Genomic DNA, 20,919 nt, shown 5'->3' with positions numbered 1-20,919 from the left:
GAGTACCACGAGACCCCTGGTCTCAGCGACTTCTCAGTACTTTCATCGCCGCATTGTGCCCCGGAATGCCACTGACTCCGCCGCCGCGCCGGGCGCCAGCCCCGCACAAAAGCACCCGTTCGTGTGCGGTCTCGACGCCCCAAGTGCCTTCATGGCCCTCGTCGGCGTACGGCCAGGAGAGGTCGCCGTGGAAGATGTGACCGCCGGGCAGGCGCAGCTCCTTCTGCAGGTCGACGGGTGTCTTGGCCTCGATACAGCCGGGCACGATGCAGTCCTCAATGGACTCGTCCAGAACGCTGTTCAACGACTTCAGCGTCGCCCGCAACGCCTCTTCACGAGCCGTCTCGTTGTCCGCGCGGAAAAGCCGGGCGGGCATGTGCAGGCCGAACAGCGTCAAGGTCTGCATGCCCGCGGCTTGTTCGGCGGGGCCGAGGATGGATGGATCGGTCAGGGAATGGCAATAGATCTCGCATGGCGGCAGGCTCGGGATCCGGCCGCTTTCGGCCTCCGCGTAGGCCGCTGCCAGCTGTTGGTAACCCTCGTTGATATGGAATGTCCCGGCGAAGGCGTCCCGTGGGTTGACGCTGCCGTCCTTGAGCCGGGGCAGCTTGCGCAACACCATGTTCACCTTGAGTTGGGCGCCTTCCGGTTGCGCCGCAGGCGGTCCACCGAGTAATACAGCAAGGCTGTGCGGCGAGACGTTGGCGAGTATGTGTCCACCCGCGACAGTCCGTTCCTCGTCCCCGATCCGGTAGGTCACCTCGCCGGACGGGTCGATCGACGTCACCTCGGCACCGGTGACGATCTGTGCCCCGGCGGCCACCGCGACCCTGGCGAGTTCACCGGTGACCGCGCCCATCCCGCCGACCGGCACGTCCCAGTCGCCCGTGCCGTTGCCGATCACGTGGTACAGGAAGCACCTGTTCTGCCGCAGCAACGGATCGTCGGCAGACGCGAACGTGCCGATCAACGCGTCGGTCAACACGACTCCGCGCACGGTGTCGTCGGTGAAAGTTGACTCGATCACTTCGCTCAGCGGCTGTTCGAACAGGACACTCCAGGCGTAGTCGTCATCGACGAGCGCACGCAGGGAGTCCTTGCTGGGCAACGGTTCGGTCAGCGTCGGGAAGACCCGCTCGGCGACAGACGCCGTCATCGCGTAGAACCGTTGCCAGGCTTCCGACTCCGCACCCAGCGACGTGGCGTCCTCGGTGTCGACGAGCAACCCGCCCGTGCCGACCGGGGTGTACGAGGAAATCCGGCGCCGCCGGAGTTCGACGTTCAGCCCCAGGTCCTTGACGATCTTGCGCGGCAACAGGCTGACGAGGTACGAGTAGCGCGACAGCCGGACGTCGACGGAGTCGAACGCACGAAACGACACCGCGGCACCGCCCGCCTCGGCACGCCGCTCCAGCACCAGCACGGACAGCCCGGCACGCGCCAGGTACGCCGCCGCGACCAGTCCGTTGTGCCCGCCGCCGACAACCACCACATCGTTCATCGCGCGCGTCGCACCCTCTCCTCGTCCCAGACCGGCACGTCCACTTCGGACACTTCACCGTCCGAGCGGAACAGCACGAAGCGGTCGAAGGACCGCGCGAACCACCGGTCGTGCGTCACCGCCACGACGGTACCGGTGAACTGCGCGAGTGCGGCCTGCAAAGCCTCGGCCGAGTTCAGGTCGAGGTTGTCGGTCGGCTCGTCGAGCAGCAGCAAAGTCGCACCGGACAGCTCCAGCAGGAGCACCTGCAGCCGCGCCTGCTGACCGCCGGACAACGTTTCGAACCGCTGGTCGTTCTGCGCGGCGAGGCCATACCTGGACAACGCGCCGATCGCCTGGTCACGGTCGATGCCCGGACGCGTGTCGTCGCCGTGCCACAGGATGTCCACGAGCGTCCGGCCAACCCACTCCGGGTGCTCGTGTGTCTGCGCGAACAAGCCGGGCACAACCCGCGCGCCGAGCCGTGCCACCCCAGTGTGTTCGACGGTGTCACCAGCGAGGAGCCGGAGGAAGTGGCTCTTGCCCGAGCCGTTCGAGCCCAGTACGCACACCCGGTCAGCGAAGAAGATCTCCAGGTCGAACGGCTTCATCAGGCCGGTCAGCTCGAGGTTCTCGCAGGTGATCGCCCTGACGCCGGTACGGCCGCCACGCAACCGTGGCTTGAGCCGCTCCTGTTTGGGTGGCAACGGTGGCGGGCCCGCCTCCTCGAACTTGCGCAACCGGGTCTGCGCGGCTTGGTACCGCGACGCCATGCCGTCGTTGTACGAGGCCTGTTGGCGCAGCGTGATCACGAGCTGGCGTAGCTGCTCGTGCTTCTCGTCCCAGCGCGTGCGTTGCTCAGCGATCCGTTCCCAGCGCGCTTCCCTAGCCTCGTGCCACGTGTCAAACCCACCGGGGTGCACCCACGCACTGCCGCCTTCCACCGTGACAACGTGCGTCGCGGCGACCGACAACAGCTCACGGTCGTGGCTGACGAGCAAGACGGCCTTGAGCGTCTCCGCGAGGCGTTCCTCCAGCCAACGCTTGCCGGGTACGTCCAGGTAGTTGTCCGGCTCGTCAAGCAACAGCACCTGTTCCGGCCCGCGTAGCAACGCTTCCAGCACGAGCCGCTTCTGCTCACCGCCGGAGAGCGTCTTCACGCCGCGGTACTTGGCGCGGTCATACGGCACGCCGAGCGCGGCCACGGTGACCGTGTCCCAGAGAACCTCCGCCGCGTAGCCGCCTGCTTCACCCCATGACGCAAGCGCTTCCGCGTAACGCATCTGGACCGGTTCGCTGTCGTCCTCCATCAACGCGAGCTCGACGTCGTCCAGCTCAGCAGCGGCCTTCTGCAAGGCCATGGGCGCTGCGGCGAGGAGGAGATCGCGCACGGTGCGGTCGTCACGGACCGAGCCGACGAACTGCGGCATGACCGCCAGACCGCCTTCGACGCGGACGCCGCCCTCCATCGGCGACAATTCGCCGCCGAGGATTCTCAGCAATGTGGTCTTCCCGACACCGTTCGCGCCGACGACGGACACGACCGATCCCGCGCTCACGCGAAACGTGACGTCACGGAACAGTTCTCGCCCATCAGGCAGCCGGTATGCGAGCGCGCTCGCGTCGAGGAACCCCACCGGGGGATGGTGCACACAGTGCCGAAGTGATCGCGAATTGTTTTCCTCCGGCATAGTGGAACGGTGCATCCGACGGTCACCCGACTGGTCCCAGCAGGGCTCGTCCCGCTTTTCGTCGTCCTCGCCTCGGCGAGTGGCCTGGTCGTCGCCGCACTCGGCTTACTTTTCAGCGGCCAGCGCGTCGGCAGCGCGCTGGACGAGAACGTCTATTGGACGGTGTACAAGCAGTTCGTCGGCGAACGTGGGTTGCTTGAGGCGATGCTGGTGCCCACCGAGCCCGTCCTTCTGGTCATCGTGATCGGCCTGATCGTGATGGTCGCGATCGCCCGGCACCGGCCCCGGCTGGCGGTTCTCGCGGTCGCCGGGCCGTTGATCGCGTCCCTGCTCAGCAGTCCGGTCCTGAAGCCGCTGTTCGGCCGGACCATCAACAACGGGTCGCTGGCGTTTCCCAGCGGGCACACCACCGGAATGGTGTCCGTGCTGACCGTGCTCGTGCTGGCCACCGTGACGATGCGGAAGTCGTGGACGATCCTGGCCATCGTGGGCGCGCTCGTGATCGCCGTCATCGGCGCCACGGCTCTCGTGGGTATGAAGTACCACTACGTCACCGACACCGTGGGCGGCGCTGGCGTGGCTATCGTTGTCGTACTGACGACTGCGCTGCTGATCGATCGCGTGGCGGGTCGACGCGCGCGGACAACTGTTGAGCCCCAGCAACCCGTGGCTAGCGGGACGCGGTGAGCCCGATGGCCGCCCGGATCGCGGCGACGAATCGTTCCGGCTGGTAGCGCCCGGGATCGGTGAGCACCAACCGGGCCGCCATCTCGAACAGCGTGACCACGGTGTGGGCGACGATCTCGGCGTCGAGCTCAGCGGGCGCCTGGACGGATTCCAGCAGCCACCGGGCGATCTTCTCCGCCTGCGCCAGCGCGAGTGACCGGGCCCGCGCGCTGGCGGCGTGGAACTCCGGCGGCATGTCGGACATCGGCATCACGATGCAGTGCCAGCGGTCCGGAGCTTGCTGAACCGCGTCCAGGAAGTCAGCCAGCATCCGGGCGACCTCCGCGGCCGGATCGCCGGTGGCCTCAGTCGGCAGGATCTTCCCCACTTGCAGGAAAGCGCCGCGCTGCTCCCGGCGCAGCAGCGCGGTGAGCAGTTCGTTGCGGCTACGGAACTGGCTGTAGACAACGGGTTTCGTGACGCCGGCTTGCTCGGCGACGGCATCCATGGTGGCGGCGCTGTGTCCCTGGGTGACGACCACGCGCAGCGCGGCGTCCAGCAGCTGTTCACGGCGCTGTTCAGCGGGCACGCGCGGCGCGTACGGGCGTCGTTTGCCCTGTGTCTTCACCGCCACATGCCCTCCCCGCTTTCCCGCTAGACAAAACTACCCTACAGTAGTTTATTACTACTCGTAAGTAGTATTAGCTGTCCGGGAGGCCTGCCATGCCATCGACCGACCTGTTGCTGCATCCGCACCGCTACGCGCCCGATCATTTCGACCCCGAGACCAGGCGGCTGCTGCGGGCGACCATCGACTGGTTCGAGTCACGCGGCAAGCGCAAGCTCCTCGCCGACTTCCACGCCCATGTGCGCTACCAGGACTTCCTCGACTTCGTCGGCGAACAGGACGTCTTCGCCACCTTCCTCACGCCCGCCCGCGACGCCGACGGCAACCCGGACCGGCGGTGGGACACCGCGCGGATCGCGGCCATGTCGGAGGTCCTCGGCTTCTACGGCATCAACTACTGGTACCCGTGGCAGGTCACCGTGCTCGGCCTCGGGCCGGTGTGGCAGAGCGACAACGCCGTGGCCCGTCAACGAGCCGCCAGTGAGCTGGCCCGAGGCCAGGTCGCCGCGTTCGGGCTGTCCGAAAAGGAGCACGGCGCCGACATCTACGCGACCGACATGGTGCTGACTCCCGACGGCTCCGGCGGCTACCGCGCGAACGGCGGGAAGTACTACATCGGCAACGGCGACTGCGCGACCACAGTGTCGGTGTTCGGTCGCATCGCCGGCGTCGAGGGCCCGGACCAGTACGTGTTCTTCACCGCCGACTCCACGCACCCGAACTACCACGTCGTGCGCAACGTCGTGCCAGCACAGATGTACGTCTCCCAGTTCGAGCTGAGCGACTATCCCGTTGCCGCACAGGACATCCTGCACACCGGCGAAGCCGCCTTCTCCGCCGCGCTGAACACCGTCAACATCGGCAAGTTCAACCTCTGCTTCGGCGGGATCGGCCTGGCCACACACGCGCTGTACGAAGCGATCACGCACGCGCACAACAGGATCCTCTACGGCACGCCGGTCACGAACTTCCCGCACGTGCGCGCCGGTTTCGTGGACGCGTACGCGCGGCTGATCGGTATGCGGCTGTTCTCCGACCGCGCCGTGGACTACTTCCGCAGCGCGAACCCGGACGACCGCCGCTACCTGCTGTACAACCCGATCACCAAGATGAAGGTCACCACCGAGGCCGAGAAGGTGATCGGGCTGCTCGGCGACATCGTGGCGGCCAAGGGGTTCGAGACCGACAGCTTCATGACGGTCGCCAAGTCGGACGTGACAGGTCTGCCCAAGCTCGAAGGGACCGTGGCGGTCAACCTCGCGCTGATCCTGAAGTTCATGCCCGCGTACCTGTTCCAGCCGCAGGAGTACCCGCCGGTGCCGAGGCGTACCGACAGCGCGGACGACGAGTTCCTGTTCCGCCAGGGCCCCGCGCGCGGCCTGGGCAAGATCCGGTTCCACGACTGGCACGAGGCGTACAGCCGGTTCGCCCACGTGCCGGCCGTCGCCCAGTTCACCGAGCAGGCCGAGTCGTTCGCGGAGCTGATCCGTACCGCTCCGCCGTCCGCGGACCAGCAGGCGGATCTGGACTTCACACTCACCCTCGGCGAGCTGTTCACGCTGATCGTCTACGGGCAGCTGATCCTCGAGCAGGCCGAGATCATCGGACTCGACCAGGACGTGCTCGGTGTGGTGTTCGACGTACTGGTACGGGATTTCTCCGCGCACGCGACAGCGCTGCACGGCAAGCGCAGCTCCAGCCCGGCGCAGCAGGAGTGGGCGATCTCCGCGATCCGCAAGCCGGTCACGTCCGCGTACGACCAAGTCTGGCAGCAAGTGGTCGCACTGGCCGGTGCGTACGAGATGAAGCCATGACCGCCCGGGAGCAAGCCGGGCTACGGCCGAGTGGCGGATTGACGCCGTCTCCGACTTATGGGGGTGGCGCTGTGAAGGGACTTGCGCACCGGGCGTAATCTTGTGGCATCGACCACGGCGACGGAAGGACGGCGGTGACTGATACACCGATCTACGACCAACTCCGCCAAGAACTGAGCTCACGACGAGCCGTGGCAGACAGTCCTCCGAAACCCCGGGCGCGGGTCGAGCGCGCGCAGCCGCAGGCGACGCCGGCGGCCAAGCCGGCACCCGCGGCGACCACCTCGGACGACACCAGGCGGCCGGTCTCGGTGTGGACCCTGGTCAACGCCAACCGCCAGAAGAAATAGCCCCAGGACGCGAAATGAGCACGGCGATCATGCCGTGCTCATTTGTTTTGCCTGCCAGCTGTTTTGTCTGCAGCGCCGCTCAGGACGGCGGGTTCACCGACGCCATCCGCGAGGTCACGTCGATCCTGGTCTTCAGGAACTGCTGCTCCAGCATCAGGTCGGCGACGCGCTGCGGCCGAATGGCCAGCGTGGTGCTGGGGTAGGCGCCCAAGTTCATCAGCTGCGCCACGTTCTTGCTCACCTTGATGTACTCCGGCAGCACTTCCTCGACCAGGGAACGGTCCAGTGCGCGCTGCTGCGCCTCGGCCAGAGCCAGCTGGAACGCGCGGACGGTGTTGGGGTTGCGACGGGCGAAGCTGCGGGCGCAGGCGTAGCCGGACTGCGGGAAGTCAGCCGTCGGGCCGACCGCCGTGTCGGCGAACAACACGCACTTGGTCTCCAGCTGCGACCGGGTCATGTACGGCTCGACCATCCACGCCGCGGCCACGTCACCGCTCGACACCGCTTGGGCCAACTGGTCGAACGGCCGCTCGACGTAGTTGACGTCGGTCGCCACCATTCCGTTGGTACGCAACAAACTGTTGGTCAACAACACGCCGAGGCCGCGCAGGTTGTTCACGCCGATCGGCTTGCCCTTCAGGTCGGCCACACTGCGCAGCCGGTTGATCCCGCTCTGCGCGATGACCAGGCCCGTTGTCCGCGGCGCGGCCTGGTAGGCCTCACCGAGCACGACCCAGTCGGCGCCGTCGGTGATGTTGAGGAAGATGGTGACCCAGCTGTCGAAGGTCACATCGGCTTGCCCGCCCTGCTCCAAGTCGGGCCGCTGGTCACCGGTGAGCTCCATGGTGACGAACTTCGGATTCAGCCCGTATTTGGCGAAGATTCCCTCACGCTGCGCGACGAAGAGTGGAGCGGTGTCGGTTACCTCCAGCACACCGAGGCGGATCTCCGGGACCTCCGGTGTGGGATTCGTCGGTGACTTGGACGAATCCGTACAGGCACTCAGCGCGAACGCCCCCATACCCGCGAGCAGCGTCCGTCGGCTCAACGTGCTCGTTTGGCGCACGGTTTCCATGGACCGTCTCAACACACGTTCCTCAATTTTCTTCTGACCCCCTCGAATACCGCCAGCGATCGGGCGTGCCCGGACCTTAAACGACAGGCTAACTGCCTGTAACCCACTATCGGACGGAGCCATGCAGACCACTCATGCTGGTCCGTGAGTCCTAACACACCAACATCATAAGGCGCAACAGAATCCCATCCGCGCATGTCAGCTCCAAAAGTTGATCTTCGTTGGAAATTTTCCGAAGTAATTCCATATAACGAAATAGATCAACTGGCACGGTCGATCGAGTAACCGCCCGAACACTGTATGCCGCATTTCGTGATCAATTCTTGATATGCGACGAAACCCACAATGCGACGGGTTCAATTGCGGGTAGTTCTGCCCTCACTGGCGAAAACCAGCCGCGCCCGCGTCGCGCGCGAGAGCGGTCAGCCTGCTGATCGAACGCAGATACTTCTTGCGGTAACCGCCGCGCAACATCTCATCGGTGTACAACGCGGACAACGATTCGCCGGACACCGCGACCGGCACTGCCCGGTCGTACAGCCGATCGGCCAGTGCGACCATCCGCAGCCCGACGTCCTGATTGGGCACCGCGTGCAGCCCCTTGATGAACACGGCAGGCAGATCGGTGACGAGCTTGCCGTACCGCGAGGGGTGCAGCGTCGCCAGATGCGCGCAGAGCTCGTCGAAGTCGTCCACAGTGGCACCTGGGATCGCCGCCGCCTTGGCGTCGATTTCCTCGTCGGTCAACGGATCCGGCGCATCGGGCAGGCCGCGGTGCCGATAATCCGGACCGTCCACGCGCACAACGGTGAACCGTGCCGACAACGTGCGGATCTCCCTGATGAAGTCGTGCGCCGCGAACCGGCCTTCACCCAGCTTGTCCGGCAACGTGTTCGACGTCGCGGCCACATGCACGCCCGCGTCCGTCAACTCGGTCAGCAGCCGCGTGACCAAGGTCGTATCGCCGGGGTCGTCCAGTTCGAACTCGTCGATCGCCAGCAGCCGCTGCGTGGACAGCCGCCGCACCGCCTCCGCGAAGCCAAGTGCACCAACAAGATGCGTGATCTCCACGAACGTGCCGTACGACTTCGCCTCGAAGGGCACGGCATGCCACAACGACGCCAGCAGATGCGTCTTGCCGACGCCGAAGCCACCGTCGAAGTACAGCCCTGGCGCGGGTTCCGGCACACGCTTGCTGAACATCCGGTTGAACAGGCCGCCTGTCCTGCGCACCACGCCGACGCCCTGCGCGAACTTCTCCGCGGCCACCACGGCCGCTGCCTGGCTGGGTTCGCCGGGGTTCGGCACATACGTGTCGAACCGGACATCAGCGAACCGCGGCGGCGGAACCAGAGCGGCGACCAGCTCCTGCGCTGCGATCTCCGGATGGCGGTCTACCAGGCGTGGAGCGGGCATGCCCGGCATGGTCTCATTGCATCCGTGCAGACCCTCTGGCCGGACCCCGATGGTAGTGAGCTCTCCGACACCGCACTGGAGCAGCTCTACGACTACCCCGCTGGCCTGGATCGGCCGTTCGTCCAGGTGAACTTCGTATCCAGCCTGGACGGCGCGGTCACGGTGGCAGGCAGGTCGGCGGAGCTGTCCGGGCCCGGTGATCAGAAGGTCTTCCATCTGCAACGCGACCTCGCCGACGTGATCCTGGTCGGCGCGACGACCGCGTTGGTCGAGCGGTACCGCGGCCTGAAGCCCAACGAGGTGCGCGCGGAACGCCGGGAACGGCTCGGTCTCGCACCACTGCCGCCGATCGCGGTGGTCACCGGGAAATGCTCGGTCACGCCGGACTCGTTGCTGATCGCCGACACGCTCGTCCCGCCGATCCTGTTCACCTCCGAGGCCGCGCCGGGCAAAGAGGCGCTGACCGACGCGGGCGCCGAGGTCGTCATCGTCGGCGACGAGCACGTCGATCTGAACTTGGTGCTCGCCGAACTCGGCAAACGCGGCCTGAACCGGGTCAACTGCGAGGGCGGGCCGCGGCTGTTCGGCGGCATGATCGCCGCCAACCTGGTCGACCGGCTCAACCTGACCATGTCCCCCCTGCTCACGGCGGGTGACTCCGGCCGGATCGCGGCCGGGCCGGTGCTGGCGCAGGCGCGGCGCATGCGGCTTGCGGCGGCGTTGCGGGATGACGACTTCCTGATGCTGGCCTATCGTCGCTGAGTGCTGACTCCACCGGTCAAACCCATGCTCGCCAAGTCGGCGGGCAGCATCCCCGACGGCGCTGAGCTGATCTTCGAGCCGAAGTGGGACGGGTTCCGCTGCCTGGTCTTCCGGGACGGCGACGACGTCGTGCTGCAGTCCCGGTCCACGAAGCCGCTGAACAGGTACTTCCCCGAGATGGTCGAACGGCTCCGGGACGGCCTGCCCTCCGGGGTGGTGCTGGACGGTGAACTGGTCGTCGGCCGCAACGGGCGGCTGGACTTCGACGCGTTGTCCGAGCGCATCCACCCGGCGGCCAGCCGCGTGAACATGTTGGCGGAGACGACACCCGCGACGTTCGTGGCGTTCGACGTGCTGCAGGTGCCCTCGGGCGAGGTGATCGACGAGCCGGGCGTGAAGCGCCGGGACATCCTCGTCGAGCTAGTGTCCGGCACCGACGCGGTCAGCCTGACGCCCGCGACCCAGGACGCCGACCTGGCCAGGGAATGGTTCACGCTCTTCGAAGGCGCCGGACTGGACGGCGTGATCGGCAAACCGGCGCAGGGTCCGTACACACCGGACAAGCGGACCATGCTGAAGTTCAAGCATTCCAGGACAGCGGACTGCGTCGTGGCTGGGATCCGGTGGTACAAGGACACCGAGCCCGGCACGGCGGTGGGGTCGTTGCTGCTCGGTCTGTACGACGACAAAGGCGTTCTGCACAGCGTGGGCGTGGTCGGGTCGTTCCCGGCCGAACGCCGCCGTGAACTCGCGGCCGAGCTGGCGTACCTGATCCCCGGCGGTGCGGAGAACCACCCGTGGCTCGGCGAGATCGCCGAGGGCACAAGGGTTCCCGGCGAGATCAACCGGTGGCGCAGCGCACAGGCCGAGTGGGTCCCGTTCCGGCTGGAGCGCGTGGTCGAGGTCGGGTACGAGCACACCGAAGGCGGCTATCCGAGCCGGTTCAGGCACACCGCGCAGTTCAAACGATGGCGCCCCGACCGTGAGCCCTCCTCGTGCGACTACACGCAGCTCGAGGAGCCTGTCCGGTACGACCTTGACGCGGTGCTGCGTGGCGAGGTCAACAGTATCCAACTAGAAGCGGGCAGGGAATAAAACGGAGCCTCCCGCCGGTTAGCCCGGGTATGGCCATTCCTTACTCGGTGCTGGACCTTGCCACGGTCGGCGAAGGACAGACCTCAGCCCAAGCCCTGCAAGCTTCGATCGAGCTCGCCCGACGCACCGAGGAGCTGGGCTACCACCGGTTCTGGGTGGCCGAGCACCACAACATGCCCGGCGTCGCCAGCTCGGCGCCACCCGTGCTGATCGCACACGTCGCCTCAGCCACCTCACGCATGCGCGTCGGCTCCGGCGGCGTGATGCTGCCCAACCACGCGCCGCTCGTCGTCGCCGAACAGTTCGGCATGCTCGAAGCCCTACACCCCGGCCGGATCGACCTTGGCCTCGGGCGCGCACCCGGCACGGATCCCCGTACCGCGCACGCACTGCGCCGCTCCCCCGCGCCGCTGTCGGCCGATGACTTCCCCGAGCAGCTGAGCGAGCTGATCTCGTACTTCTCCGGTGACGCCACGGGAATCACAGCCGTGCCCGCCGCCGGGAACAAGCCGCCGATCTGGCTGCTGGGCTCAAGTGGTTACAGCGCACAGCTTTCCGGGATGCTCGGGATGCCGTTCGCGTTCGCCCACCACTTCAGCGCACAGAACACTTTGCCCGCGCTTGCCTTGTACCGCAAGCACTTCCAGCCTTCGGCCATGTTGGACAAGCCGTACGCGATGGTGGCCGCGTCCGTGATCTGCGCTGAGACCGACGAGCAAGCCCAGTACTTGGCGGGTCCTGGAGCCCTGTCGTTCTTGCGGCTACGGTCCGGGCGGCCCGGGTTGATCGCGACGCCCGAGGAGGCCGCGGCCTACCCGTACACCGACGTGGAGCGACTGATCGTCGAGGACCGCTTGGCCAACCAGATCATCGGCAGCCCGGCGACGGTCGAGCGCGGCATCGAGAAGCTGCTCGCCGAAACCGAAGCCGACGAGCTGATGATCACGACGATGGTGCACTCAGCGGCCGATCGCGTCCGCTCCTACGAACTGGTGGCCGGTCTGCGCTGAGATCAGGGCGGGCAGGCCATGCCCGCGGCCGGAACCTTGCCGTCACCAAGGAAAACGCGCACAGCGTCCGTGGCGCACGGTGACTGGCCAAGAGCGCCATGGCCCCCGCCCTGCCACGAAATCAGTACAGCGCTTGGCAACTGCTGTGCGGCACGCTCGGTTCCGGCCTGCGGCGTAACAGGATCGGTCGCGGTGCTGATCACGACAATGGGCGGCAGACCGCGGCCGTTGATCGCCAGCGGCGGCTGCGCGGCGACCGACCACGCGCTGCACAGCACGAGGTTCTGCGCCATCACACCACCGAACAACGGATGCCGGGTGCGCCACTCCTTGCCGGTGGTGTTGAGGCGCTCAACCGCCAATCGCGTCTTGGTGTCGTTGCACCCGGTCACGAGCCCGATGTCCAACGCGGTCGGCTGTTCCCGGCTGTCGTTGACGAGCGGCTTGATGTAGCTGACCAACGCCGCGCCGTCGTTGTCCCTAGCCTTCGCGATGGCGTCGGCCAACGCGGGCCAGCCAGACCGGTTCGCCAGGCCGATGAGCACCGCACGCGTCGCTCCGCCGGCCGTCAACCCCGCGTCGACACTGGGAATCGGGCTCGCGCGCAGTTTGCGGATCAGGTCGAGGAATGTCTGCTTAGGATCCGGGCCCAGTGCGCAGTTCCTGGCCACGCAGTCCTTGGCGAACTCCGCGAAGGTGGCCTCGGCTCCGGTTGCGGCGCCGTCCATCGTGACCATGGAGTCGCCGCTCGGGTCAGGCAGGCCGTCGAACACCATACGGCCGACCCGATCCGGGAACCGGTCGCCGTAAACACCGAGCACGCGTGCGCCTTCACCGATGCCGATCGCGCTCAACCGTTGCAGCCCAAGGGCTTCACGGACCTTCTCCAGATCTGCGGCGGTGCGCCAGGTGTCCATCGCGTACAGCCGGTTCTCCAGCGCGATGATGCACTGCTGGCCTGCCTGGCGGACGACGTCGAGCAGGTCTTCGAGGTCCTCGGCGGCCGGATCGGAGTTGACGATGTCCAGCCGGATGTCCTCCTGGATGCAGCGGACGGGCTCGGAGCTGCCCGAGCCGCGGCGGTCCACCCCGACCAACGAGAACTTCGTGAGGAACTCCGGCGGCAGGCTCGCGGCCAGCCGCGCGGCCTTGACCGTGCCCGGTTCGCCTTGAATATCGCTGACGACCACGATGGGCGCTTTACCCGTACCGGCCTTGAGAACCGACAGCCGCATCGGGCTACGGCCAGGCAGGCTCGGAGAGTCCAAGATGGTCTGCACGCGCCCGCATTGCACCGGGACAGACGGAACGTTGTAGATCGTCAAACGGTTCTTGATGACCTCGTCGCAGTCCGCCCACGTGACGGACGAGCGCGTCGGCTCCTCAAGCGGCGGCACCGGCACCTGTGACGCGCCCACCGGGGGCGGCGCGACTTGCTCGAGCGGACCGTCGTTGACCACGATCGCCGGCCGCTGCGACGGCGCGGCCGTGCACGCGGTGGTGATGGAGGCAACTGCCGCGAGCAGCACAATCCCCCGACGCGCCAAGGTGCCCATGCTCGTCAGCCTCGCACGGCGTTCGTGAGAACACCGTGAGGGGTGTTGACTGGTACCTGCGTCCCAGATTCTGGAAACAATATGACTTGGCGGCACCGGATCACCCACTATCCGGGGCATGGCCACGATGCACGTCGACCGGGCCGGACGCGGCCCGTTCCCCCGGTTCAAACCGCTAGCCATGGCAGCACAGGCAATGGGCGCGATCCCGCCGTCCGCACAGGTGCTGCTCGGGATCGTGAGCGTCCAAGTGGGCGCGGCACTGGCCAAGAACCTGTTCGCCGTAGTGGGCAGCACCGGGACCGTCGCACTGCGACTGCTCTTCGCCGCACTGGTGCTGCTGCTGTTGTGGCGGCCGTCACTGCGTATGAGCCGTCGCGCGTGGACTGTGGTCGTGAGCTACGGCGTGGTGCTCGGCACCATGAACCTGTGCTTCTACCTGGCGTTGGACCGAATCCCGCTGGGCATCGCGGTGACGATCGAATTCCTCGGCCCGTTGGCGGTGGCGCTGGCCGGATCCCGCCGATGGCTGGACGCCTTCTGGGCGCTGCTGGCGGCGGGCGGTGTCGTCCTGCTGATGGAAGGACGCGGCGACCTCGACCTCGTCGGCTTCCTGTTCGCCCTCGCCGCAGCCGCGTGCTGGGGCACGTACATCCTGCTCAGCGCGGCATTGGGCCGGCACACCTCGGAAGGCAACGGGCTGGCGATCGGCATGGTCGTCGCGACAGTGGTGGCCGTCCCCTTCGGCATCGCCGAGAGCGGCACGGCGCTGTTCCAGCCGTGGGTGCTGATCGTGGGACTCGGTGTGGCCCTGCTGTCCTCAGTGATCCCGTACTCGCTGGAACTGGAAGCGCTGCGCAAGATCCCGCCGCGCGTGTTCGGGATCCTGATGAGCCTCGAACCAGCGGTGGCAGCCCTCGTCGGCCTGTTGGTGCTGCAGGAGTCGCTGCACATGCTGCAGTGGGTCGCGGTCCTGAGCGTCGTGGTGGCCTCGGCGGGCGCCACACGCAGCGCCCGCCCAGAGGCCTAGCCACTACCCGCCGATAACCGGCGGAGCAGTCATCTCATCGGTGCCGAACATGCTGTCGGGGTCAGGCTCAACGAGGTACGACGGACGCTGGTGCTCCTCGTCCTCGCCACCCTCGCCCCGACCGGCACCCATACCGCCCATGCCACCCATACCCGCGGCACCACGAGCGCCCGCCATACCGGCCGCACCACCACGGCCACCACCGGCAGCCTGCTCAGCGGCGTACCCACCAACACCAGCAGCAGGCCCACCACCCGGCCCAAGCCCAGCACGGCCAGCCCCAGAACCGGTGCCGCCGTAGCCACTGCCGCCACCACCAGGCCCGAAGCCACGGCCACCGCTAGTGCCCCCACCGCCACCACCGCCCGGCCCGAACGCAGGGCCACCACCCGGAATGAACCCAGGCGGCATACCAGCGGTCGGGTCATACCCGCCCTGGTTGTTGCCGACGTTGGTGCCCCGGCCACCGGTGTTGGGAATGAACCCCTGGCCGCTCGTGCCACTACCCGGACCCCGGCCACCAGTACCGGTACCAGTACCAGTGCCCGTGCCAATGCCAGCCCCAGGCCGCTGCCCAGTGCCAGAACCGGTGCCGCCACCAGTGCCCCCACCGATGCCACCGGGACCAGTGCCAGGACCACCACCGGGCCCAAACCCAGGGCCACCCCCAGGACCGCCACCCGGCCCCCCACCAGGACCACCCGGCTCACCGGGGCCTGGCGGACGCGGAGGAGGCGGAGGCTCCGGAGGCGGAGGCTGCGGCGGATTACCCCCACCCGCCATCGTCGGCGGAGGCGCGAACGCCGGCATGGTGCTCGCACCACCAAGCGCACTGTCATACGTGCCAACAACCTGGACGGCCTGCTGCTTGGCTTCCTGCTGCTGGTTGTACTTGTGCATGTAGGTGCCGAATTTGACGGCGTATGCGAACGGGTTCGTCGTGTTCCGCAGATCCGCGTTCGCCGCGTCAACGTTGAAGTCAACGGGCGGCGGCATCGAGTTCTTCGCCGTCGCGAGAGCGGCCGAGTACTGCTGGGTCTGCGTTCCCGCGAGTTGAGCACTCTGCCCGGCTTTACCTACCCAGTTGCCCACGTCAGTCATGAATTTACGGGCAGATTCAGCGGCTTGCCCACGCCAGTCCGCCTCACTGTTGGTGATCGCGTTCACCACGTCGGTCTGGAACTCGACCATCCTGTTGCCCGCATCGAGCCACTTGGCCCCGACTTCACCAACGCGGTCAGGATGGACATCCTTCTTGACCATGTTCTCAAGGTCTTGGTGTTCGTACATCTGGTAGTTCGAACACTGCATTGGCGGCCCAGGCCTAGTCTCAACGCCCTGCGCAAGCGCCTTGGCCTGATCTGCCATCTGCTGATTCACACGGTCCTGGACCGTGCCTTCTCGCGAAATCTGGGCGAAGATCCTCGGCCACAGTGGCTTGCCATCGATCTCCTGATCGACGTCATGCTCAACCTCCGTCTGCACCTGACCACGGGTGTCCGACTGCCCCCGCATGTCGACGCCGTGCGTGTCGCCGCGGTGGGTCGGCGGGTGATAAGCCGTTTGAATATTGGGATTGTATTCTGGCTGCGCGTGCTTCGGCGGCATGACTATCAGCTCCCCGGCAATTTCGGCTCAACTTTTTGAGCCACCTGCATCGCAATCCCACATGCCTTTGTCGTGTCGTTCCCCGAAGCTACAGCCACGTCAACACGAGAGGTTTCATTTATTGCCAGGCTTATCGTGCAAGACGGCCCGTAAAGAAACTGGATTGCTTGATGCTTTCCTACAGTCGGAACCGGCTTCTTTTCCCCGGTCGCCTCGACATCGTTGATGCCGTTTTCGTCGAAGAGGTCCACTTGGATGCTGTACTGACCAGACGCCGTCCAACGACACCCTCGAACAGCGTCACTCAGGCCATCTTTCCGCGTCCCTGCAGCCGCACCGAACGCCGAGGCCTCATCCGCGGACAGGAGGGTGCAGGGGTCCAGTCCCTTGATCGGACTGGCATTCGCCCCAGGGTTGTTGGTACCGCTTGGAGTACCACTGGTACCACCTCCGCCGGGGATCGTTGCCCGCGAGGTCGCAGACGGCTGGTTTCCTGGAGTCGGCGTACCGGGGATCTCGCTGGTGCACGCCACAGTTCCGGAAGCCAGAACAGAGAACACCGCGAAACCAACCAGCGAACGCTTCAACGGTAGCTGCTGCACAGGTAGCCGACTCTTTCTCGTAGTAGATACGCCCGATTGGTTCAAGCTTGCCGGAACGCAGCGCTCTTGGCTGCTTCAGTTTCCTTGTACTTGGCCATAGCGGTATTTATTCCCTCCGCCGCTTTGGCCAGCGAGTCATTGAACTGTGTCAGCTGGGTCAGGAAGCCCTGGCTGTCGGAGGCGACTTGCTGCAGGTAAGGCTTCATCACCTTCGCACCATTGCTTTGCCCAAGGGGCAGCTGCTGCGCCAGTTGACGCAGGTCCAGCACCTGCCCGTTCACCCAGTCCTGCATTTTCTCAATGGCCTTGAGCAGGGCTTTGCCACCGGTCTCGTTGACCTCGAAGCCTCCGGCAGCGGCCGCGCTCGCGAAGGCGCCCATGCTGGCGCCGATGCTGCCGATGTTCTTGCCGATGTCGGCCCAGCCGATCTCGGGCTGGGCGCTTCCGCCAAGGTCCTCGTACATGCCGTCCCCTCGTTCCAGCCTCCCCGGGCCACGGTATCAAGGGGTGACGTGACCCGTCTTGACTGTGACGGAACTGGGGCGCAAGTGGTTCCCAAGACATGGCGGATCACCTGGACGGGCGATCGCCGTGGGTAACCAAGGAAGCGATCTTGTCCAGCCGTTCGGGCAGCACAGTGCGCAGTCACCCGCGTGCAACAGGCAAGGCTCTGGCCGTGAACGCGCCAGACTCGTAGTGACAGTGCTCCGGAGCGGACTGGCAAGGGATTGTCGGCGTGCGGACGTCCGCTGAGCCGGTGGTGGCTCTTTCTGCCTGCCGCGACGGGTCAACTGTCGCTTGGCACCTTTGGCTCGATCATCTGGGCGACTCGCATGGCGATCGGACAGGCCTCTTGGAGGTTGTGCCCAGTGGTTACGGTCGCGTCGACACGCGCGCTCTCTGTGATCCCGAGGCTCACCGCGCAAACCGGGTCCATCGAGAATTGCACCGCTCGATGCTTGCCGATATTCGGCAAGGTCTTCACTTCTCCGGTGCTCACCACATCCTTGTGGCCGAGCTCGCCATACGCGTTGATTTGGATCAAGAATTCGCCTTTGTCCGCAGAACGCCACACGCAGCCCTTGTCCACGTCGGTCTGGCCGTCTTTCGGTTGTCCGGGAGCCACCGCGAGGGTTGCTTGTTCCGCGGAGGTCAGCAGTGTGCACACATCTAGGTCGCGTACCGAGCTGCCGGGGACCGCTTTGCTGGGAGGAACCGTCCTGCTCCGGGACGCGCCACCTCCGCCAGGAAGTGTCGGGCGTGCAACCGCAGTCGAGTCGCTGGCCGTCGGCACACCTTGTGTTTCCGAGGTGCACGAAACCAAGACCAACGCGGCTACGGCCAAAAGGTGTCTCCCCTGCACGTCCTGGAACGTACCAAGGAGTCACCGGACATTCCGGAGAGTTACGAAAGTTCGTTCAGGGCGCGGCGGGCGGCGTCGAGTTCGGCTTGCAGTAGGGCGATGCGTTCCTCGTGCTGCTGGCGGGCGGCGGCCATCACGGCGCTGATCGCTGTTTCGACTTGGTCGGGGAGTTCCTTGGCTATTTTGTGGATCGCTGCCGCTGGGATCGGCATTGAGCGCACGCTTCGCTTCTTGCCGACCACCACGTCCACTGTCCAGTCGCCGCGGGGCGTTGAGTGGAGGGTTACCGTCACTTCCGAGGGCGGCATCGCGCGGCGGCGGGGCGCTGACTTCTTCTCAGCCGAAGCCGGAGCCGAAGCCGACGACGGAGACGAGGCCCGAGACGAAGACGAGGACGAAGCCGGGGCGGGTTGGTAGATCTCTTCCTCAACGACAGCAGGCGCAGGTGCCGGCTTCTTCGGCGCCGCTGGGCGCTGCTTCGGGCGGTTGAGGGTCAGTTCCGCTTTCGAGAACGACAGCGTGTCCTTCGATCCCGTTGGCTTCACTTCGATGAAGTCGCCCTCTTCGGGTGACGCGAAGGACACCACTTTCCCCGACTTCCCCGCATCCACGCCTACTGCGCGTCCGGTGAACCACACTGTCGGGGGCTTGCCGGCTTTCAGTGCGTCGCGCAGCTGGGTGATGTCGCTGTCGGAGAGCATGCTCCTTACTCTGCACCACCGCGCAACCGGTACTCGCAGCCGTATTCGACCGCGTAGTGCAGGTCGTAGTGGTGCACGATCTTCGGCCCGCCGTGCAGGTGCACGTGCGTCACCGTTTCCTTCAGGGTCGCGGGCAACTCCGACAATGTGTCCACGCGTCCGTCAAGCGGTCCGCCGACGTACCGCACGACGTAGTCCTGCGACATCGGCTCTCCCTCCACCTTGTGCACTCGATCCATCGTACTAAGGACGATGATGTACGCATGGATCCCGCGAAGGCACTCCGTCTGATCGGCTTCTACCTCGAGCGCAACGGTGAGCCCACCTACAAGGTGCAGGCGTTCCGCAAAGCCGCGGCCGTTGTGGACGAACTGCCCGCCGAGGAAGTCCAAGCGCGGGCCAAACGCGGCACTCTCACCCAACTGCCGGGCATCGGCAAATCCACCGCCGGTGTCATCGCTGACGCCGTCGCCGGCCGTGAGCCCGACTACCTCAGCAAGCTCATTGCCGAGGCGACGTTGCCGGTCACCGGCGGGCAGGAGTTGCGGGCCGCGTTGAAGGGTGACTGCCATGTGCATTCCGACTGGTCTGACGGCGGCAGCACGATCCGGGAGATGGCTGAGGTCGCGATCGAACTCGGGCACGAGTGGATGGCGCTGACCGACCACTCCCCGCGCCTCACTGTCGCCAACGGACTGTCCGCGCAACGGCTGCGCAAACAGCTCGATGTCGTCGCCGAGCTCAACGAGGAGCTCAAGCCTTTCCGCATCCTGACCGGCATCGAGGTCGACATCCTGCTCGACGGCGCGCTCGATCAGGAAGAGGAACTGTTGGCACGGCTGGACATCGTCGTCGCCAGCGTGCATTCCGAGCTACGCATGCCGTCGCCGCAGATGACCAAACGCATGATCAAGGCCGTGAGCAATCCGCACACCACCATCCTGGGCCACTGCACCGGGCGGATGCGTACCGCCAAACGCAATCGGCCGGAATCGACCTTTGACGCCAAGGCTGTTTTCGAGGCGTGCCGCGACAACGGCGTCGCTGTGGAGATCAACTCACGGCCCGAGCGGCTTGATCCGCCGTTGCGCCTGTTGAAATTGGCCGTCGAGATCGGCTGCGAGTTCGCCATCGACACCGACGCGCACGCACCCGGCCAGCTCGATTGGTTGTCGACAGGATGCGAACGGGCCGAGAAGTGCGGTGTTCCCGTTGAGCGAGTCATCAACGCGCGGGCCAATCCGGTTGGCTAATACGGCAATTGGCCGTACCGGCGGTGAACACCGCACCGCTAGCCTCGGTGTGCTTTTCGCCACCGACTGGAGGATTGCTTGATGACGGCCCAGCCCGGATTGGTTTTCGGTGTCGACCCTGCCCACTACGACCAGCATCGACCGGCTGTACCGGAACTCGCCGCAGAATGGTTGTTACCGCAGGACAGCAATGTCGTCGTTGATGTCGGCGCCGGCACCGGCCATCTGACCAGGATATTGCTCGGCCGAGCCACGAAGGTGATCGCGGTCGACCCGGATGAGCAGATGTGTGCGTGGTTACGGGAAAGGTTTCCCGACGCTACCGTGCATCTTGGCAGCTCCGAGCATTTGCCGGTTTCCACCGCGGCCGCGGACGCGGTGCTGACGAGCAACGCATGGCATTGGTTCGACCCCGCCAAAGCGGGCGCGGAAGCGGCACGCTGCCTGAAACCAGGTGGTGTTCTGGGTGTTTCCTGGCACGACCGCGGCCACAGCGACATGTGGCTGGACGAAGTGCAGGACGTGATCCTGTCCGCGCACAACCCGTCCCGCCCCATACATCAGCTGAAACTGCCGGAGGATTTGCCTTTCTCGCCCGTTGAGAAACACGTCATCGGCTACGAACGGGAGATGACACCGCAGGAGATCTGCGCGATGCACAGCACCTACAGCGCGATCATCTCGCTCGGCGACGACGACCGTGCTGCCTTGCTGGGCAAGCTCTACGACCACCTGACCGGCCTGGCCGAGGATCGTGGCACGCCAACGCTCGGCGTCCCGTTCGTCGCCACTCTCTACCGCACGCACCGCCTGTCCTGA

General features: G+C 66.0%; 22 protein-coding genes. 10 read left to right on the top strand and 12 right to left on the bottom strand.

What is annotated here, in order from left to right:
* Positions 1 to 22: 22 nt before the first annotated feature.
* Entirely contained in the window at positions 23 to 1,501 is a 1,479-nt protein-coding gene (locus B9C43_RS40255; protein WP_084432670.1) for a phytoene desaturase family protein, read from the bottom strand.
* Entirely contained in the window at positions 1,498 to 3,117 is a 1,620-nt protein-coding gene (locus B9C43_RS40250) for an ATP-binding cassette domain-containing protein (protein ID WP_084432800.1), read from the bottom strand. The genes B9C43_RS40255 and B9C43_RS40250 overlap by 4 nt, the downstream gene beginning before the upstream one ends.
* 63 nt (positions 3,118 to 3,180) lie before the next feature.
* Here B9C43_RS40250 and B9C43_RS40245 point away from each other — a divergent pair, with 63 nt between their 5' ends.
* Entirely contained in the window at positions 3,181 to 3,858 is a 678-nt protein-coding gene (locus tag B9C43_RS40245) for a phosphatase PAP2 family protein (RefSeq protein ID WP_084432668.1), read from the top strand.
* Here B9C43_RS40245 and B9C43_RS40240 read toward each other — a convergent pair.
* Positions 3,842 to 4,471 (bottom strand): TetR/AcrR family transcriptional regulator, encoded by a 630-nt coding sequence (locus B9C43_RS40240; RefSeq protein ID WP_084432666.1) that lies wholly within the window; start codon positions 4,469 to 4,471, stop codon positions 3,842 to 3,844. The two genes, B9C43_RS40245 and B9C43_RS40240, sit on opposite strands and share 17 nt — an antisense overlap.
* An 89-nt stretch (positions 4,472 to 4,560) precedes the next feature.
* On the opposite strand from B9C43_RS40240, the gene B9C43_RS40235 reads away from it, so the two are divergent.
* Together B9C43_RS40235 and B9C43_RS40230 are read left to right on the top strand one after the other, a co-directional pair.
* On the top strand, positions 4,561 to 6,279 hold the full coding sequence (locus tag B9C43_RS40235; protein WP_084432665.1) for an acyl-CoA dehydrogenase family protein: 1,719 nt from the start codon (positions 4,561 to 4,563) through the stop codon (positions 6,277 to 6,279).
* A gap of 134 nt (positions 6,280 to 6,413) precedes the next feature.
* Positions 6,414 to 6,629: a hypothetical protein gene (locus B9C43_RS40230; protein WP_033391993.1), complete on the top strand. Its 216-nt coding sequence runs from the start codon at positions 6,414 to 6,416 to the stop codon at positions 6,627 to 6,629.
* A gap of 79 nt (positions 6,630 to 6,708) precedes the next feature.
* Here B9C43_RS40230 and B9C43_RS40225 read toward each other — a convergent pair whose 3' ends face one another.
* Both B9C43_RS40225 and zapE read right to left on the bottom strand, forming a co-directional pair.
* Entirely contained in the window at positions 6,709 to 7,677 is a 969-nt protein-coding gene (locus tag B9C43_RS40225; RefSeq protein WP_160097028.1) for an ABC transporter substrate-binding protein, read from the bottom strand.
* 405 nt (positions 7,678 to 8,082) lie between these two features.
* The gene (zapE, locus tag B9C43_RS40220; protein ID WP_084432799.1) at positions 8,083 to 9,120 is read right to left on the bottom strand and encodes a cell division protein ZapE; all 1,038 of its coding nucleotides are present in this window, start codon (positions 9,118 to 9,120) and stop codon (positions 8,083 to 8,085) included.
* A gap of 24 nt (positions 9,121 to 9,144) precedes the next feature.
* Here zapE and B9C43_RS40215 point away from each other — a divergent pair, with 24 nt between their 5' ends.
* The 3 genes from B9C43_RS40215 to B9C43_RS40205 are packed head-to-tail and all read left to right on the top strand — an operon-like array spanning position 9,145 to position 11,987.
* A complete protein-coding gene (locus B9C43_RS40215; RefSeq protein ID WP_235039122.1) occupies positions 9,145 to 9,882 on the top strand; it encodes a pyrimidine reductase family protein in 738 nt (245 codons plus the stop codon).
* A 24-nt stretch (positions 9,883 to 9,906) separates the two neighbouring features.
* On the top strand, positions 9,907 to 10,977 hold the full coding sequence (locus B9C43_RS40210; protein WP_033391998.1) for an ATP-dependent DNA ligase: 1,071 nt from the start codon (positions 9,907 to 9,909) through the stop codon (positions 10,975 to 10,977).
* A gap of 29 nt (positions 10,978 to 11,006) precedes the next feature.
* Positions 11,007 to 11,987: an LLM class flavin-dependent oxidoreductase gene (locus B9C43_RS40205; protein ID WP_084432661.1), complete on the top strand. Its 981-nt coding sequence runs from the start codon at positions 11,007 to 11,009 to the stop codon at positions 11,985 to 11,987.
* A gap of 2 nt (positions 11,988 to 11,989) precedes the next feature.
* Here B9C43_RS40205 and B9C43_RS40200 read toward each other — a convergent pair whose 3' ends face one another.
* The gene (locus B9C43_RS40200; protein ID WP_143446924.1) at positions 11,990 to 13,543 is read right to left on the bottom strand and encodes an alpha/beta hydrolase; all 1,554 of its coding nucleotides are present in this window, start codon (positions 13,541 to 13,543) and stop codon (positions 11,990 to 11,992) included.
* A 118-nt stretch (positions 13,544 to 13,661) separates the two neighbouring features.
* Here B9C43_RS40200 and B9C43_RS40195 point away from each other — a divergent pair, with 118 nt between their 5' ends.
* Positions 13,662 to 14,573: an EamA family transporter gene (locus tag B9C43_RS40195; RefSeq protein ID WP_084432659.1), complete on the top strand. Its 912-nt coding sequence runs from the start codon at positions 13,662 to 13,664 to the stop codon at positions 14,571 to 14,573.
* A gap of 3 nt (positions 14,574 to 14,576) precedes the next feature.
* On the opposite strand, the gene B9C43_RS40190 is transcribed toward B9C43_RS40195, so the two are convergent.
* Positions 14,577 to 15,674: a hypothetical protein gene (locus B9C43_RS40190; RefSeq protein ID WP_143446923.1), complete on the bottom strand. Its 1,098-nt coding sequence runs from the start codon at positions 15,672 to 15,674 to the stop codon at positions 14,577 to 14,579.
* Positions 15,675 to 15,698: 24 nt separating this feature from the next.
* Between B9C43_RS40190 and B9C43_RS56045 the strand changes: the two genes are divergently transcribed.
* Positions 15,699 to 16,220, top strand: coding sequence for a hypothetical protein (locus B9C43_RS56045; protein ID WP_143446922.1), 522 nt, complete (start codon positions 15,699 to 15,701; stop codon positions 16,218 to 16,220).
* On the opposite strand, the gene B9C43_RS40185 is transcribed toward B9C43_RS56045, so the two are convergent.
* The 5 genes from B9C43_RS40185 to B9C43_RS40165 all read right to left on the bottom strand — a co-directional run bounded on the left by B9C43_RS40185 (position 16,187) and on the right by B9C43_RS40165 (position 19,077).
* Positions 16,187 to 16,714 carry a DUF3558 family protein gene (locus B9C43_RS40185; protein WP_235039132.1) on the bottom strand — a complete coding sequence of 176 codons (528 nt, stop codon included), beginning with the start codon at positions 16,712 to 16,714 and terminating at the stop codon, positions 16,187 to 16,189. The genes B9C43_RS56045 and B9C43_RS40185 overlap by 34 nt on opposite strands.
* Positions 16,715 to 16,824: 110 nt before the next feature.
* Positions 16,825 to 17,247 carry a hypothetical protein gene (locus tag B9C43_RS40180; RefSeq protein WP_084432653.1) on the bottom strand — a complete coding sequence of 141 codons (423 nt, stop codon included), beginning with the start codon at positions 17,245 to 17,247 and terminating at the stop codon, positions 16,825 to 16,827.
* A gap of 323 nt (positions 17,248 to 17,570) precedes the next feature.
* Complete coding sequence (locus tag B9C43_RS40175) at positions 17,571 to 18,146, bottom strand: DUF3558 family protein (protein ID WP_084432651.1); 576 nt, start codon at positions 18,144 to 18,146, stop codon at positions 17,571 to 17,573.
* A 41-nt stretch (positions 18,147 to 18,187) separates the two neighbouring features.
* Positions 18,188 to 18,847, bottom strand: coding sequence for a DUF6319 family protein (locus B9C43_RS40170; protein ID WP_084432649.1), 660 nt, complete (start codon positions 18,845 to 18,847; stop codon positions 18,188 to 18,190).
* A gap of 5 nt (positions 18,848 to 18,852) precedes the next feature.
* Positions 18,853 to 19,077 (bottom strand): hypothetical protein, encoded by a 225-nt coding sequence (locus tag B9C43_RS40165; protein WP_312024913.1) that lies wholly within the window; start codon positions 19,075 to 19,077, stop codon positions 18,853 to 18,855.
* Positions 19,078 to 19,110: 33 nt separating this feature from the next.
* Here B9C43_RS40165 and B9C43_RS40160 point away from each other — a divergent pair, with 33 nt between their 5' ends.
* Both B9C43_RS40160 and B9C43_RS40155 read left to right on the top strand, forming a co-directional pair.
* Positions 19,111 to 20,100, top strand: a complete 990-nt coding sequence (locus tag B9C43_RS40160) for a PHP domain-containing protein (protein ID WP_084432647.1) — start codon at positions 19,111 to 19,113, stop codon at positions 20,098 to 20,100.
* Between the two features lie 81 nt (positions 20,101 to 20,181).
* Positions 20,182 to 20,919: a class I SAM-dependent methyltransferase gene (locus tag B9C43_RS40155; RefSeq protein ID WP_084432645.1), complete on the top strand. Its 738-nt coding sequence runs from the start codon at positions 20,182 to 20,184 to the stop codon at positions 20,917 to 20,919.

The sequence above is a fragment of the Kibdelosporangium aridum genome (genome assembly GCF_900176515.1).
In the GTDB taxonomy this organism is placed as follows: Bacteria; Actinomycetota; Actinomycetes; order Mycobacteriales; family Pseudonocardiaceae; genus Kibdelosporangium; species Kibdelosporangium aridum.
The sequence above is the reverse complement of the archived record's forward strand: the minus strand, read 5'-3'. Positions and strand labels throughout refer to the sequence as shown.

What these genes read in the sequence shown, in the direction of transcription:
- B9C43_RS40255 (WP_084432670.1), bottom strand. Translation starts at nt 1,501, where the DNA reads ATGAACGATGTGGTGGTTGTCGGCGGCGGGCACAACGGACTGGTCGCG.
- B9C43_RS40235 (WP_084432665.1), top strand. Translation starts at nt 4,561, where the DNA reads ATGCCATCGACCGACCTGTTGCTGCATCCGCACCGCTACGCGCCCGAT.
- zapE (WP_084432799.1), bottom strand. Translation starts at nt 9,120, where the DNA reads ATGCCCGCTCCACGCCTGGTAGACCGCCATCCGGAGATCGCAGCGCAG.
- B9C43_RS40210 (WP_033391998.1), top strand. Translation starts at nt 9,907, where the DNA reads ATGCTCGCCAAGTCGGCGGGCAGCATCCCCGACGGCGCTGAGCTGATC.
- B9C43_RS40205 (WP_084432661.1), top strand. Translation starts at nt 11,007, where the DNA reads ATGGCCATTCCTTACTCGGTGCTGGACCTTGCCACGGTCGGCGAAGGA.
- B9C43_RS40200 (WP_143446924.1), bottom strand. Translation starts at nt 13,543, where the DNA reads ATGGGCACCTTGGCGCGTCGGGGGATTGTGCTGCTCGCGGCAGTTGCC.
- B9C43_RS40195 (WP_084432659.1), top strand. Translation starts at nt 13,662, where the DNA reads ATGGCCACGATGCACGTCGACCGGGCCGGACGCGGCCCGTTCCCCCGG.
- B9C43_RS40190 (WP_143446923.1), bottom strand. Translation starts at nt 15,674, where the DNA reads ATGACTGACGTGGGCAACTGGGTAGGTAAAGCCGGGCAGAGTGCTCAA.
- B9C43_RS40180 (WP_084432653.1), bottom strand. Translation starts at nt 17,247, where the DNA reads ATGTACGAGGACCTTGGCGGAAGCGCCCAGCCCGAGATCGGCTGGGCC.
- B9C43_RS40170 (WP_084432649.1), bottom strand. Translation starts at nt 18,847, where the DNA reads ATGCTCTCCGACAGCGACATCACCCAGCTGCGCGACGCACTGAAAGCC.
- B9C43_RS40160 (WP_084432647.1), top strand. Translation starts at nt 19,111, where the DNA reads ATGGATCCCGCGAAGGCACTCCGTCTGATCGGCTTCTACCTCGAGCGC.
- B9C43_RS40155 (WP_084432645.1), top strand. Translation starts at nt 20,182, where the DNA reads ATGACGGCCCAGCCCGGATTGGTTTTCGGTGTCGACCCTGCCCACTAC.